This is a genomic window from Nitrosospira sp. TNL300 (assembly GCF_055385915.1).
In genome coordinates this window covers 2,582,203-2,596,473 of record NZ_AP041005.1, presented here as the reverse complement: position 1 = coordinate 2,596,473, position 14,271 = coordinate 2,582,203, and the positions used below count along the sequence as shown (strand labels likewise).

Below are 14,271 nucleotides of genomic sequence, written 5' to 3'. Positions count from 1 at the left end.
TCAGGTCGGTCCTCTTATACGCCTTGTTTCAAGCTTGCTTCGATAAAATAATCCAGATCCCCATCGAGGATAGCCTGGGTGTTGCCGCTTTCCACCCCCGTCCGCAGGTCCTTGATGCGCGCCTGGTCCAGCACATAGGAGCGGATCTGATGCCCCCAGCCGATATCGGTTTTCGTGTCTTCTATCGCCTGCTTTTCCTCATTGCGCTTGCGCAGCTCCGCTTCAAAAAGGCGCGATTTCAGCATGGCCATTGCGTCCGCGCGATTACGATGCTGCGAACGCCCGCTCTGACATTGAACGACGATACCGGTAGGGTTATGGGTAATCCGGATCGCCGAGTCAGTCTTGTTGATGTGCTGGCCGCCGGCACCCGAAGCGCGGAAGGTATCGACCCGCAGGTCCGCGGGATTGATATCGATTTCGATGGTCTCATCCACTTCCGGATAGACGAATATACTCGCAAACGAGGTATGACGGCGATTGCCGGAATCGAACGGCGATTTGCGCACCAGTCGATGGACGCCGGTTTCGGTGCGAAGGTAGCCATAGGCATATTCACCCGATATTTTGAGGCTCGCGCTCTTGATTCCCGCCACTTCGCCCGGCGACTCTTCCATCACTTCCACCTCGTAGCCACGGCGCTCGCAATAACGCAGATACATGCGCTCCAGCATCGCGGCCCAGTCCTGCGCTTCGGTACCGCCCGAGCCGGACTGGATATCCACGAAGCAGTTATTCGTATCCATGGGGTTGGAAAACATGCGCCGGAATTCCATGTCCGACACTGCTTTTTCCAAGTGGCTGATGTCGCGCGCCACGCTTTGAAGAGTAGGGTCGTCATCCTCCTCTTCCGCCATCTCGAACAGCTCCCGCGTATCCTGCAACTGGCGGGAGATTGTTTCCAGGTTGATGACGACGCTTTCTAGCATCTTTTTTTCGCGCCCCAGTTCCTGGGCACGCTTGTTGTCATCCCAGACAGCCGGGTCTTCCGTCAACCGATTAAGTTCGGTCAGACGTGTTTTTCTGGTATCGAAGTCAAAGATACCTCCGCAGTTCTGCTGCCCGGCTATCCAGATCGCCGAGCTGGTGGGTGAGAGCGTTGACGTGTTCTGCTTCCATGAAAAAATGCTTTCAAAGTATAAAGGGAGTAAAAGGGAATTATACAGGAAGCGGCGCCCAGCCTCAGGCTGGATGCGGATGATCCGACTCTTTCGGCAAGGGGAAATTCTCATTGATAGAGCGCGGATTCAGTGGAGCGCTTAGAGAACAGTTGCTTCTCCAGGCCATTTCACGAAACCCTGCTGTGATGATATCGCTTGCCCAGCAGATTTTGATTGGGGCCTTCAACGGGCCGGAATCAGGGTGTCGCATACCAAGGCTACGCCGTCTATCATCTTGCGATCACCGCTGCCGTCGATGGTTCTGAACGCCATGCCGGTTGCTAGCATCCCAGCAGGACACGATATCTCCTTCTCCCAGTCTTCATCTGGTGGCTCACGTTTGGAACCCGGGCAATGCGGGCGTTTGACGAAGGAGGTCAAAGACCGATCACAGGAGACGGTTTTGAAGGCAGGAGCGTCCGGATCACAAATATTGAACTCACTACCACCAGAAGAACCTTGCGTGCAAGGAGGTACGGCTACAGTAACGGTCTCCGCGCCAAGAATGCATGCATCATAGTTGCCAATCAACGCTATACCTTTCATTTTGTTCCTGGCCGAGTTCATGCAAATCTGGACGCCAGTGACGAAAGCGCCATTCGGGAGTGAGGGGGTGAGTTGATCTCCGACTTTATGCCCAGCGCATTCCGAAAACTTTAACGATGATTGTGCTTCTCGGGTTGCCACGTCCCTATATTTGATTTCCATATAACATGGATCGTCAGAATCCTCACCGATAGACACGCCGTAGATCGCACCATTCGCCGAGGCTGCCTTAGCCAAAGTCTTGTTTGTCGGCCCCTTGCCAGATGTCGAGGTAGGAACCGGATGATCTGATAAATGTTGAACAGTCCGGTCGGGTGCCGAACCCGTAGCAGAACCTGGTTTGCCTAGCCGTTTCTTGGGGCAGTCCGGATCTTGGGGACATGCTGCTGCATTGCATACGCCATCCTGTCCGCAAGGAGGTGGGCCGCTTGGGCTATCCAGCGCCGCTATCTCAACAACCTTTTTCGTCTGTTCCGCTGTCACGCTTCCCGCGCTGCTGGCGAGCAGCAGAATTCCAATCCAAGTTATCGTAATCCGTTGGCAGTCCATAATTCTCTCCTGCTAAATCCTCAGAAAGCATCGATGTGGTCTCGCGATAATCTATGCTCGATACAATCCTTTATATGTACGCTACCGCACCCGTTTTCCGGGTCGTTGTTCTCGCTGGTTCAAAAGCGGCGTCCAAACATGATTAATTTTCTATCCCCAGGTTTAAACCACCGGCTTTAGCCGGTCAGCTTTAGCATCTCCGGGCGTTATTTCCCCTTGTTTTTTGGAAAGCGTGATCTATTTTTAATAGTGTTTCCTTACCCCTGACAGAAAAATGGTAAATGGCGGAATTTTCCCGATCAGCAAGGAAATACAGGCGAGCATGAAAAGAATCATCGGCATGAGAATAGGCGCTATCCACTCAAGGAGGACGCTAATTGCCGGGGTGTTGAAAAAGAACTGTGGGTCGCCTGCTCCAGGAGTAACTCCACCAGGAGGGAAGAAAGGGTCGGTTACGTGATCTTGTTAACTTAACTATTGGTGAGAGGAAAAAATGAAGAAATTAACTCATGCTTTTCTATTGGGAGTAGTACTGCTGGGCTCCACCGCCGTTATTGCCCAGCAACGTGAAGCTGGCGGAACCACCGGTGATCCGGCAAACCGCGCTGTAAACATTAACCTGGGCAGCACCGGAGGTGCGCTGGATAATTCCGCCCTGGCAACAGTTCGCCGGCAGGTCGGCAAGGCCATTTCCTCGGAGGCTGTCGATACTTTCATCGTCTACAGCCCAAGAATCGGTGGCCCTATACCACGTGAAGGTGGCATCAGTGCCTGTGCGGAGGCGGGATTCAGCGCAAAACCTAACCAATTTAGGGAGTTTGTACAAAATTTGCGTGGAATCCACCCAAGGGCAGGTACCTTCCTGAATGTTGAGCTTACAGACCAGTGTAAACCTGTTGGTTCCGGGACAGGGGAGGGGAACGTTTGTGGCGGCATTGCTGGAAAACGTTGTCCCGATGAAAAACAGTACTGTGATTTTGGGGTCGGTCAATGCAAGATCGCAGACGCGCAAGGCACCTGCAAGACAAAACCAAGAAATTGCACGCGCGAATTCCGGCCCGTTTGCGGCTGCGACGGAAAAACGTACGGGAACGCATGTACAGCGGCGGCTGCAGGAGTATCAATCGACCATGAGGGTGAATGCAAGACTGAGCAGCAAGCGTGCGGAGGAATCGCAGGTATTCGATGCCCCGAAGGCAAAACCTGTGTGGACGATCCTTCCGATGATTGCGATCCCAAGCGGGGCGGGGCCGATTGTCCGGGGATTTGCAAAGGTAGATAGCTTATGCCCTATGGGAAACCTCGTGGACGGGTGGCTTATCCGTCCATCAGGTTTTCCATCCAGGGTGTCCAGGGCTCCTGCGGCAAATCCGTTCACTTCCGCAATTGGCAACCCCCAGACCCGCATCTGAGCGCATATCCCGCCTTCACCGACAGCTACCTGCCAGCCGTTTCAGTATCACGAAAACGAGACGGAGTAACTATATTGTGAGGGGATAAACGAATACGCGGGAAGCTATAGTCCCGCTTATTGCTCGCCCAGTTTGAGCGCTCGCTCATCAAGGAGCGGCAGCGGGAAGGGATAGCCCTGGCAAAGGCCAAGGGAGTCTACAAGGGCAGGAAGCCGGCCCTGAGCGCAGACAGGATTGCGCAGCTGCGGGAGCAGGCCGCAGCGGGAGCAAACCGGACAAAGCTGGCGAAAGAGTTTGGGATAAGCCGCGAGACCCTTTATCAATACATCCGATAAGAAGAAAGATCCCGCTAGTTGGGGGAAAGTTTAAAAATAGAACCAAAAACCAAAGATCGAAAGAAGCTCCTTTGACAGTATGAACTCCATTATCTACATTGAAGCAATGGATTGTCAAACACGCCTTGCCGGAGAATATCATGACACTACTCAGCCATTCCTTCAAAGTTCGCCATCTTATCCTGGCTGCAGCCTTAACTACCGGCCTTGGTTTTGTCAATCATGCAAACGCCGAAACAACCTTCCTTGTTGACCTTAACAGCAGGACGGTAATTGACCTGGGCAATTTGGGAGGGGGCTCGAGCGATGCCCGCGGCATCAACGATGCCGGACAGGTGGTGGGAGCCTCTTTCACGGCTGATCGTAATTTCCATGCCTTCATCACTGGTCCTGATGGGGTGGGGATGAGAGACCTGGGCACTTTAGGCGGGGGCTCGAGCTATGCCTACGGCATCAACGATGCCGGACAGGTGGTGGGGACATCTAGCATGACTGAAGGTAATTCCCATGCCTTCATCACTGGTCCTGATGGGGAGGGGATGAGAGACTTGGGCACTTTAGGTGGGGACGAGAGCGAGGCCTATGGCGTCAACCATGCCGGACAGGTGGTTGGATACTCTCACACGGCTGAAGGTAATTCCCATGCCTTCATCACTGGTCCTGATGGGATGGGAATGAGAGACCTGGGCAGTTTGGGCGGGGGCGGGAGCTATGCCTTAGGCATCAACGATGCCGGACAGGTGGTGGGGACATTTAACGTGGCTGAAGGTAATTTCCATGCCTTCATCACCGGTCCTGATGGGGAGGGGATGAGAGACCTGGGCAGTTTGGGCGGGGGTGAGAGCTATGCTTCCGGCATCAACGACGCCGGGCAGGTGGTGGGGGTGTCCTACACAGCTGCAGGTGGACACGCTTTTATCACCGGCCCCGACGCCGTGGGAATGACCGATCTCAATTCACTGGTGCACTTGCCGGGCGGGCTTGTGATGACCCAGGCAGTTGCCATCAACAACAGCGGGCAGGTACTCGTATCTGCTGAGATTCTACCTGTCATTCCCGAGACGGAATCCTACGCCCTGATGCTGGTGGGCCTAGTCCTGACAGGCGTCATGGTGCGGCACAAACAGAAGGCAGATGCGCTGGAAGGGGTCTCATATCGAGCGTAGTCTTGGCGGATTGCCGCAATGAAACGTTCCGACGTATTGCTGGGGGTGGAATGATTGAGCATGAGGAAGAAAAAGAACGAGATGCGTTCACACTTCGGTGAGATAAAGCTCAAGGGTTAATTGGGCAGGGTGAGGCAGGTTTTCCGCTCCGTGCAAAAGCACTCCCTTTTGCTACAGCCAAGGCATGTCTGGGTCAAGCTAGGGAATATCCCCGTGTTATTGAATGCGGGCTGGCTCAATTTTTCTTGTAGAAGGGGAAACGGCTAAAAAGAATTTATGAATTAATAAGCACGCCAGTAAGCCGGCTTACGTCGTAGTCTCACTAAATGAATCCGTTCAATAAATTGCCTTCCCTCGGCCTCTCCCGCTACCAGATAGGACAGTTCTCCGTGTTGCCTGGAAGCTTTACTGCCCCAGCAGCGCATAAGGACCCAATCACCCAGCAAGTCACGAACAAGCTCAACCTCATACCACCGCTGCGCCGTTTCCCAACGTGCACGCGCAACCATTCGTTAACCCTTTGGTGAGTTTTTGTCCAAGCTGCCTCGCTATGTTTATGCAGTCTCTGGGATTACACGTATTTCAAGATGCAGACCAGCTGCAGCAGCCATGTTTACCAAGGTGTCAAGGGAAAACAAGTTGATTTTGCCACGCATCAAATCAGAAATACGCGGCTGCGTGACGCCAAACAGCTTGGCGGCTTCAGTTTGGCTGATGTTGTTGTGGAGCAAATGATTTTTCAGAGCCAGCATTAGAGACGACCGAAGCTTCATGTTTTCTGCTTCTTCGGGAGTGTCTTCAATAGCGTCCCATACGCTGGTAAATCGCTCGTTACTCATTGGGCTAACCTCAATTCCTGTAAAAGGTCACGATAGCGTTTCTCGGCCAAATCGATATCAGCTTTACTGGTTTTTGGTGTCTTCTTTTGAAAGCAGTGAAGCACATAGACGGTATTGGCGAATTTTGCGACATAAATCACTCGGAAAGCACCTGATTCGTCCCAGATGCGGATCTCTCGCACGCCTTGACCGATAGTGTTCATTGGCTTCCAATGGTCTGGATCACTGCCATGTTGCACCAAGTGGAGCTGGAAACCCGCCTCACGGCGGACAGAGGTAGGGAAGGCCCTTAAATCATTAAGGGAGGTTCCCCTGAATTCAATCCGCTTTGGTTCATCTGCTGGCTTATCCACAGTGCTAACTATACAAAATCTTGTATGTTTGTAGCAACGATTATATGTCGATTAAAAGGATTCGTATGGCTCCCTCGACAATGAACAGCATGTCTTATCGAATCAATAAGCCTCTTGATTTGCTAGCCAAGCTGAGCCTGGAAACCGGCGACTTCGGTTCGATGGTTGATGTTCTGGCGTAATCAATGATCATTTGCTCTCACAGGGATTAAGGATGCTGTGATAGAGAGCCCCTCATAAATCAAATCAGTGTCTATTGATAGGCTTTTTGGGAGGTTAATGAGTCTCTCATTAGAGCTAGATCTAGTGAGAGATCGGCCTTGCTCGCTCACACCTTGTCTTCGTTAAAGCTCGAGCAGCAAAAGTTAGCAGGGATACCATTTTTTGGCTACTCCGGGGGTACTGCAGTTAGGGGTTAAGGTGCGTAATATATAAATAAAAAATTATGATCACAATCAAAACACTTGAATCTTATTTATAGTAATACTGAGTACAATGTTCCAATGTCATAGGGCTCCAACCATAAATTAAGAGATCAAGGATTGAAATGAACCAAGCAACCAAGTCAGTGTCTCCGTATGGGTTTTGGAAGTCGCCAATTACCTCCGATTTAATTGTCGCCGAGGCGGTTACTCTCGTCGATGTTCTCTTGGATAATGATGACGTTTATTGGATCGAAAGCCGTCCAAAAGAAGCGGGACGCTTCGTTTTAGTAAAACGTTTAGCCGATGGGACTACGCGCGAGGTTGTGCCGGAGTCATTTAGCACACGAACACGGGTTCATGAGTACGGTGGAGGTGCTGTTTTAGTTAAAAATGGTACGGTATATTTCAGTAACGATTCAGATCAAAAATTATACCGTCAAAATCCGGGGGGACCTCCTCTCGCCATTGGGAGTGCACCTCAATGTCGGTATGCCGATGGCATTATTGATGAGAGTCGCGGCAGAATTATCACGGTACGCGAAGATCATAGCCAAGCAGATGGGGTAGCGGTCAACACTATTGTTGCCGTTGCCGTAGACGGTCTAAGTGACGATCAGATCCTAATTTCAGGCAACGATTTTTATTCCAACCCACGGCTTAGCTCCGATGGAAAGAGGCTTGCGTGGCTGACGTGGAACCATCCCAATATGCCATGGACGAGTTCGGAATTGTGGACGGCAAATGTGACTGACTCAGGCGAAATTACTTCGCCGCGGAAGATCGCTGGCTCTATAGATGAGTCGATTTTTCAACCAGAATGGTCGTTGAATGGGACGTTATATTTCATTTCGGACCGAAGTGGCTGGTGGAACTTATATCGAGTTAAGAACGATTCAATCGAAGCGGTTATGCCCAAAAAGGCTGAATTCGGTCAAGCGCAATGGTCCTTCGGTATGGCGACGTATGGATTCGCCTCAGACAGCAGGGTAGTGGTTAGTTACATTGCGAATGGCCGCACGCATCTTGAGATTATTAACGAGGAAACAGGGGATGTAACACCCATCAGTTTCCCTTACACGGAGGCGGCTAGCGTACGTGTAAATGCGAATTACATAGTTGTCAGGGCGGGTGCTCCGGACAAGCCTTCATCGGTCGTCAAGATCGGAATAAAACCACCAGCTACCATCGAGATTCTCCGGCGGTCAACGGAGGTCATAGAAGATTCCTCTATTCATGCCTACATTTCGATTCCGACACTTATCGAGTTTCCAACTGGCAACCGAAGTGCGTATGGATGGTATTACGCGCCATACAATCCGGACTTCACGGCTAGCGTAGATGAGTTACCGCCGCTCATTGTAAAAAGCCATGGTGGACCTACTGCTGCAGCATCCAGTACGCTTGACCTAAGAATTCAATATTGGACGAGTCGAGGATACGCGGTTGTTGATGTTGACTACGGGGGGAGTACGGGTTATGGCCGAGAGTTCCGCAATCGTCTTTATCAGACCTGGGGGATCGTGGACCTTGAGGACTGCACAAATGCAGCGCGCTTCCTTTGTAAAACCAAACGAGGTGACGAAGCACGTACCGCGATCACTGGGGGGAGTGCTGGGGGATACACTACCTTGTGTGCGCTCATATTTAATGACTTTTTCAAAATAGGTGCCAGCTACTATGGGGTTGGGGATTTAGAAGCTCTGGTTCGGGACACGCATAAGTTTGAATCCCATTATTTGGATTGGCTGGTTGGCAAATATCCCCAGGAAATAGAGAAATACAAGGCTCGTTCCCCTATCAATTTTACTGAGCGATTATCAGTGCCAGTGATTTTTTTTCAAGGTAACGAAGATAAAATAGTTCCTCCAAATCAAGCGGAAATGATGGTTAGTCGAATACGTTCAAAAGGACTTCCCGTAGGTTACTTTTTGTTTCATGGCGAGCAACATGGATTCCGCCAAGCCTCCAACATCAGACGATCACTGGATGCTGAACTGTACTTTTACGCGACGCTGCTAGTGCGATCCGGACTTCAATTTTAGTCGCTGGCATAGCTAAGCGCAGATCCTAAGCTTACCTAGCATGGAAATCATGAGCTAGTGAGCGTATCTGGGGTTAGACGCGGCTCGGGCAACGTACGCCAATCCTCTATCATTTTCGAGCGCTTTTTGCGCAGATTATCTCCAAACCAGCTCCCTTTCCCATCCAAACAATTCCTGGGCATGGCTCATGCGTCGATCGGCGTTCCAACTGTTCCAATCAGGATAGATTTGATGTGCCCCCGATAGTAGTGCCATGGGCGTTCTAGGGTCTGTTGACGTTGACCCTACCCCGGAATCAGTACCGGTCTAAAGTGATGTGCTCCCCATAAAACGTGCCATTTGGAATCTAGTAAAGTTCGTTTTTCGAGAGGAGAATGGACGTGAAGAAGCGATTTACGGATGAGCAAATTATTGGATTTCTGAAGCAGGCAGATGGAGGCATTCCTGCCAGTCAAAAGCACCGCCGTGCTTTAGGGCAACTGCTCGGCTACGGATGCGCCTGGCAGCTGCCGCCGCCTTACTGGAATCATGAAGAGGAGTATTCGGAATTAACCAGGCCACGGCTTTGCCATGGCGGGTGATAATCACCTCCAATCTTGTTTCCGAAGAAAATTGCCTCTCCCCTCTTATTATTTTTACCCATGATAACCTATTTTATCATGGGTAAATTTTGCCCCGACTCCCCCTTCCCAAACTCAAAGTGCTTCCCCAAACTCAAAGTACTTCCACCAGCAACAGGAAAAACTCGATCAGAAAAAGAAAAGGGCTCGTGACATCGTGGGGCGATGTGCGCCGAGCCCAAATGTAGAAGGAAAATAATGCGTAAAACAAACGCGGTACTACTGGCAACTTCAAGGAGAAGTCACAAGCAGAATAATGGATTTTTACCCCTCTGGGAATGTGGCAAATTGTCGCACCGTTTATCGCAGGGGTTGGGGGATGGGAATATCCCGTTTACAGGTTCAGGGAATCTGTTCAAGAATTCTTGAGGGCGTCTGCGTGAAAACGCAGGTGCTCTCCGATAAATGTGCTGATAAAGAAATAGCTGTGATCGTAACCTTCACGCATGTTGATTCGTACAGGGTAATTCGCCGTATTACATGCGGCGATAAAACGTTCGATTTTCAGTTGCTCGGCCAGAAACTCATCGGCAGAGCCCTGATCGATCAACATGGGCAGATACTCCGAGGGGCGGGCAGATTCTATAAGCAAAGAGGCGTCATAGTTCCACCAGTTCTTGACGTCATCTCCCAGGTAGTGACTGAAGGCCTTCATACCCCACGGACTGGTGGTAGGATTCACGATAGGTGCGAAGGCGGATACTGATCGATAGCGCTGCGGATTGCGCAAGGCGATCATCAGAGCGCCATGTCCTCCCATTGAATGACCGCTGAGCGAGCGCCGATCAGCGAGAGGAAAGTGTTTCTCCATCAGGGGCGGCAACTCATCGACGATATAGTCATACATCCGGTAATGCCGGCTCCAGGGCTCTTGCGTGGCATTCACGTAGAAACCCGCGCCCAGGCCCAGATCGTAGGCATGATCGATTGCTCTCGCCACCTTTTCTCCTCGCGGACTGGTGTCTGGCATGATCAACGCGATGCCAGATTCTGCTGCCGCCCGCTGCGCCCCGGCTTTAATCGTGAAATTCTCATCCGTGCAGGTCAAGCCAGATAGCCAATAGACAGCAGGCACTTTTTCGCCCTGGTCTGTCGCCGGTGGAAGATAGATGGAAAAATTCATTTCGCAGTTCAGCGATGGCGAAAAATGCCTGTAGCGTTTTTGCCATCCGTCGAACGAACGATGCGATGAGAGAAGCTGCAACTCCTCTGGATTCTGATTCATGGGTACAAACCTTTGCGGTTAACGGAAACTGCACAAATCATTTGTCGAAACGTATCACCGTGCGGATGGACTTGCCCTCATGCATGAGGTCGAATGCCTTGTTGATATCCTCCAATCCCATCGTGTGGGTAATGAAGATGTCCAGCTCGAATTCTCCATCGAGATAGCGCTGCACATAACCCGGCAACTCGGAGCGGCCTTTTACGCCACCAAAAGCAGATCCGCGCCATACGCGCCCGGTAACGAGCTGGAAGGGACGGGTGCAGATTTCTTCTCCCGCGCCGGCAACGCCGATAATCACCGATTCCCCCCAGCCCTTATGACAGCATTCCAATGCCGACCGCATGACCTTTACATTGCCGATGCATTCGAAGGAAAAATCCACGCCGCCATCGGTCATCTCGATGATCACCTCCTGGATGGGTTTGTCGTGGTCTTTGGGATTCACTACATCAGTAGCGCCCAGTTGACGCGCAATTTGAAATTTGTCCGGATTGATGTCGATAGCGAGGATGCGTCCAGCTTTGGCCATCGCAGCACCGATTATCGCGGCCAGCCCTATGCCACCCAGGCCGAATACCGCTACCGTATCGCCTGCCTTTACCTTTGCAGTGTTGGTCACCGCACCCAAGCCGGTCGTAACGCCGCAGCCGAGCAGGCAGACCTTTTCCAGCGGTGCTTCCTTGCTGATCCTGGCCAGGGCAATTTCAGGGATTACCGTATATTCGGAAAAAGTCGAAGTACCCATGTAATGATAAATGGGTTTTCCATCCTTTGAAAAACGGGTAGTGCCATCCGGCATCAACCCCTGTCCCTGGGTTGCCCTTATCGCCTGGCACAGGTTGGTTTTCCCCGATCTGCAGAACTTGCACTGGCGGCATTCGGGGGTATACAGCGGGATGACGTGATCGCCTGCCGCCACGCTGGTCACCTCCTCGCCGACCGCCTCGACGATGCCGCCGCCTTCATGCCCCAGAATAGCCGGAAATTTGCCTTCGGGGTCTTTCCCGGACAAAGTATATGCGTCTGTATGACAGACTCCCGTAGCGACTATGCGCACCAGCACCTCGCCTTTCCTTGGCGGCATCAAGTCCACTTCCTCGATCTTCAAAGGCTGGCCTGGGTTCCACGCCACTGCCGCGCGGGTTTTTATCGTATCCATGTAACGTATGCTCCTTATTTTTGCACGATCTCGCATTAGTATGCAGGAGGATGCGGGCGACTTACAAATGCGGCACGGGTAAATCAGTATCCATCATTTTCTGATCCCTCCACGGGCGCGTTGGTTTGCTTTTTCGGTTGACCTGTCCTATGCTGGAACAGCCGGTTTTGAATATTTTGAATATTCTGCACGCTGGTGATTTGCCTTGTTAACCACTATCAGGAGATCATGATGCGAAGAATATACTTTCTGGTTCCCGACATTTCGACGACCAAACGCATTGTCGATGAGTTGCTTCTATCCCGAATAGAGGAAAAACACATTCATGTGGTGGCCAAGCGCGGTACCGAGCTTGAGGATCTGCCCGAGGCCAGCCTGTTGCAGAAGACTGACTTCATTCCCGCGGTGGAACGGGGGCTGGCGGTAGGCGGTACCGCCGGTGCTCTGGCCGGACTGGTTGCGGTCGTTCTGCCGCCAGCATCCACGGTAATTGCGGGCGGTATTGTGCTGGGAAGTGCGCTTGCAGGAGCAGGTGTCGGCGCCTGGGCGGGAAGCCTGATTGGTGTGAGTGCGGCAAGCTCGAGAATAAAGCAATTTGAACAGGCGATCGAAGCAGGTCAATTGCTCGTACTGGCTGATGTGCCAAAAGCTCGTGTCGAGGAGATCGAGGCGCGCATAAAAAATCATTTGCCGACTGTAGAGATTGAAGGAACCGAACCGAAACAGCCCGCTTTTCCGTGATCGGGCAGTCTGCGCCATCAGCGCTTTGAATTGCGCAATGGAATAATGTTGCACTCTGTTCAGTTGCGAGGTGAGCGGGAAAGGTAGCCCTGACAGCGACGAGGAGCAGTGAGAATTGCGTATGCTATATATGATTTTATCAGCAGATAATTTGCATTGATCCTCAGCGCGTGAGGGGCAAAGGTGAACGCGGATAGGCTGGTTCTCGTAAAGGCCCGGGAGTCGGCGGAATCTTGTTGGCATGTTTCCGGATACCTCTCTTTTGCCCTTGGTTCTTCTGGCTGGGATCTGCATTTTCGTATCGCAATCTTTGCGGTACCCGATTTTGCCGGAAATCACATCCAGTTTGCCGCCAAGGTTTTAGTTTTGCCCCTACTGGTTTATCATTCCCCATTCCCAACCGGGATCAAACTGGAGAAAGGCAATGGCTGGCTTGAGTAAAAACACGCCTGTTCCCGTCGAAATCAAGCTGCACCGAAAATCACGATTGCTGGAAATCACTTTCAGTGATGGAAAGACGTTCCAGTCCACCAGCGAGTTCCTGCGGGTGTATTCGCCCTCGGCGGAGGTGCGAGGTCATAGCCCCGGCCAGGAAGTGCTGCAGACCGGCAAGAAAGAGGTGAATATCAATCGTATCGATCCGGTAGGCAACTATGCGATCCAGCTGACTTTTTCTGATGGCCATAATACCGGGCTTTATTCCTGGGATCTGCTCTACGAGTATGGCCTGCACCAGGATGAAATGTGGCAGCGTTACCTGCGTCGAATCGAAGAAGCGGGAGCCAGCCGGGAACCGGCCGGGCATTTACCGGGCTCAAACCTGGAATCGGCGGCAAAAAGCTGAGACTATCCGGAACAAGGCTTCTTCTCCCTCTACCCTTTATTTAAGTTGAACATCGATGACGAGAACTACCCATTTTGGCTTTAAGACCGTGTCGGAAACGGAGAAAGCACGCGAGGTAGCAGGTGTGTTTGATTCTGTTGCGGAACGTTACAACCTGATGAATGACCTGATGTCTGGGGGCATGCATAGGCTGTGGAAGCGATTTGCAGTTGAGGTGAGCGGAGTCCGGACAGGTGACCGTGTACTGGATATTGCCGGGGGAACGGCGGATCTGAGTTCGCTCTTACTTGAGCAGGTGGGGAGCAGGGGAGAGGTCTGGCTGACCGATATCAACAATTCCATGCTGACCATTGGCCGCGATCGTTTGCTGGATGAAGGTACTGCCGTGCCGGTTGCACAGTGCGATGCGGAAAAGCTGCCATTCCCCACCAATTACTTCGATTGCGTAAGCGTTGCTTTTGGTCTGAGGAACATGACGCACAAGGATGTTGCGCTGAAAGAAATGCTGCGCGTATTACGCCCCGGTGGCTGCGTTATCGTGCTTGAATTTTCCAGGATATGGAAACCTCTGCAACGGCTCTACGACCTCTACTCGTTCAAAGTACTTCCCGCGATGGGTGGTTTCGTCGCAAAGGACCCGGACAGCTACCGATATCTCGCTGAATCCATCCGCGTGCATCCCGGGCAGGAGGAGTTGAAGCAATTGATGCAGAAAGCCGGATTCGAGCGCGTGGAATATTTCAATCTTGCCGCAAATGCGGTAGCACTGCATCGCGGGTACAAGTTCTAGAAATCTTTCGAAAAACTTGCCCGGAAGCTGGCAGACTTTCTTCTCGCAGTATGTCTGCTATC

Annotated in this window: 14 protein-coding genes; 8 read left to right on the top strand and 6 right to left on the bottom strand. The window is 51.8% G+C overall.

Annotated elements, in window-relative coordinates; all coding sequences use genetic code 11:
- Positions 1 to 14: 14 nt before the first annotated feature.
- A protein-coding gene (prfB, locus tag ACZ5BW_RS11865) for a peptide chain release factor 2 (protein WP_464540194.1) occupies positions 15 to 1,119 on the bottom strand; the annotation gives its coding sequence in 2 pieces (ribosomal slippage) (positions 15 to 1,037 and positions 1,039 to 1,119; 1,104 coding nt in all).
- A 224-nt stretch (positions 1,120 to 1,343) separates the two neighbouring features.
- Positions 1,344 to 2,255, bottom strand: coding sequence for a hypothetical protein (locus ACZ5BW_RS11860; protein ID WP_464540192.1), 912 nt, complete (start codon positions 2,253 to 2,255; stop codon positions 1,344 to 1,346).
- Positions 2,256 to 2,748: 493 nt separating this feature from the next.
- On the opposite strand from ACZ5BW_RS11860, the gene ACZ5BW_RS11855 reads away from it, so the two are divergent.
- The 3 genes from ACZ5BW_RS11855 (at position 2,749) to ACZ5BW_RS11845 (ending at position 5,168) form a co-directional block, all read left to right on the top strand.
- Positions 2,749 to 3,537, top strand: a complete 789-nt coding sequence (locus ACZ5BW_RS11855; protein ID WP_464540190.1) for a Kazal-type serine protease inhibitor family protein — start codon at positions 2,749 to 2,751, stop codon at positions 3,535 to 3,537.
- Between the two features lie 249 nt (positions 3,538 to 3,786).
- A complete protein-coding gene (locus ACZ5BW_RS11850; protein WP_464540188.1) occupies positions 3,787 to 4,002 on the top strand; it encodes a helix-turn-helix domain-containing protein in 216 nt (71 codons plus the stop codon).
- A 140-nt stretch (positions 4,003 to 4,142) separates the two neighbouring features.
- A complete protein-coding gene (locus tag ACZ5BW_RS11845; RefSeq protein ID WP_464540186.1) occupies positions 4,143 to 5,168 on the top strand; it encodes an HAF repeat-containing protein in 1,026 nt (341 codons plus the stop codon).
- A 554-nt stretch (positions 5,169 to 5,722) separates the two neighbouring features.
- Here ACZ5BW_RS11845 and ACZ5BW_RS11840 read toward each other — a convergent pair.
- A complete protein-coding gene (locus tag ACZ5BW_RS11840; protein ID WP_464540184.1) occupies positions 5,723 to 6,007 on the bottom strand; it encodes a helix-turn-helix domain-containing protein in 285 nt (94 codons plus the stop codon).
- Complete coding sequence (locus ACZ5BW_RS11835; protein ID WP_464540182.1) at positions 6,004 to 6,360, bottom strand: type II toxin-antitoxin system RelE/ParE family toxin; 357 nt, start codon at positions 6,358 to 6,360, stop codon at positions 6,004 to 6,006. The genes ACZ5BW_RS11840 and ACZ5BW_RS11835 overlap by 4 nt, the downstream gene beginning before the upstream one ends.
- Before the next feature lie 547 nt (positions 6,361 to 6,907).
- Between ACZ5BW_RS11835 and ACZ5BW_RS11830 the strand changes: the two genes are divergently transcribed.
- A complete protein-coding gene (locus ACZ5BW_RS11830) occupies positions 6,908 to 8,827 on the top strand; it encodes a S9 family peptidase (RefSeq protein WP_464540180.1) in 1,920 nt (639 codons plus the stop codon).
- A 374-nt stretch (positions 8,828 to 9,201) separates the two neighbouring features.
- Positions 9,202 to 9,408, top strand: coding sequence for a hypothetical protein (locus ACZ5BW_RS11825; protein WP_464543756.1), 207 nt, complete (start codon positions 9,202 to 9,204; stop codon positions 9,406 to 9,408).
- Between the two features lie 394 nt (positions 9,409 to 9,802).
- On the opposite strand, the gene fghA is transcribed toward ACZ5BW_RS11825, so the two are convergent.
- Entirely contained in the window at positions 9,803 to 10,672 is an 870-nt protein-coding gene (gene fghA / locus ACZ5BW_RS11820; protein ID WP_464540178.1) for an S-formylglutathione hydrolase, read from the bottom strand.
- A gap of 37 nt (positions 10,673 to 10,709) precedes the next feature.
- Positions 10,710 to 11,834 carry an S-(hydroxymethyl)glutathione dehydrogenase/class III alcohol dehydrogenase gene (locus ACZ5BW_RS11815; RefSeq protein ID WP_464540176.1) on the bottom strand — a complete coding sequence of 375 codons (1,125 nt, stop codon included), beginning with the start codon at positions 11,832 to 11,834 and terminating at the stop codon, positions 10,710 to 10,712.
- 231 nt (positions 11,835 to 12,065) lie between these two features.
- Here ACZ5BW_RS11815 and ACZ5BW_RS11810 point away from each other — a divergent pair, with 231 nt between their 5' ends.
- From ACZ5BW_RS11810 to ubiE, 3 genes are all read left to right on the top strand, one after another.
- Positions 12,066 to 12,575 (top strand): DUF1269 domain-containing protein, encoded by a 510-nt coding sequence (locus tag ACZ5BW_RS11810; RefSeq protein WP_464543702.1) that lies wholly within the window; start codon positions 12,066 to 12,068, stop codon positions 12,573 to 12,575.
- 424 nt (positions 12,576 to 12,999) lie between these two features.
- Entirely contained in the window at positions 13,000 to 13,419 is a 420-nt protein-coding gene (locus ACZ5BW_RS11805) for a gamma-butyrobetaine hydroxylase family protein (protein WP_464540174.1), read from the top strand.
- Positions 13,420 to 13,474: 55 nt separating this feature from the next.
- Positions 13,475 to 14,209, top strand: a complete 735-nt coding sequence (gene ubiE / locus ACZ5BW_RS11800) for a bifunctional demethylmenaquinone methyltransferase/2-methoxy-6-polyprenyl-1,4-benzoquinol methylase UbiE (RefSeq protein ID WP_464540172.1) — start codon at positions 13,475 to 13,477, stop codon at positions 14,207 to 14,209.
- Positions 14,210 to 14,271: the final 62 nt, after the last annotated feature.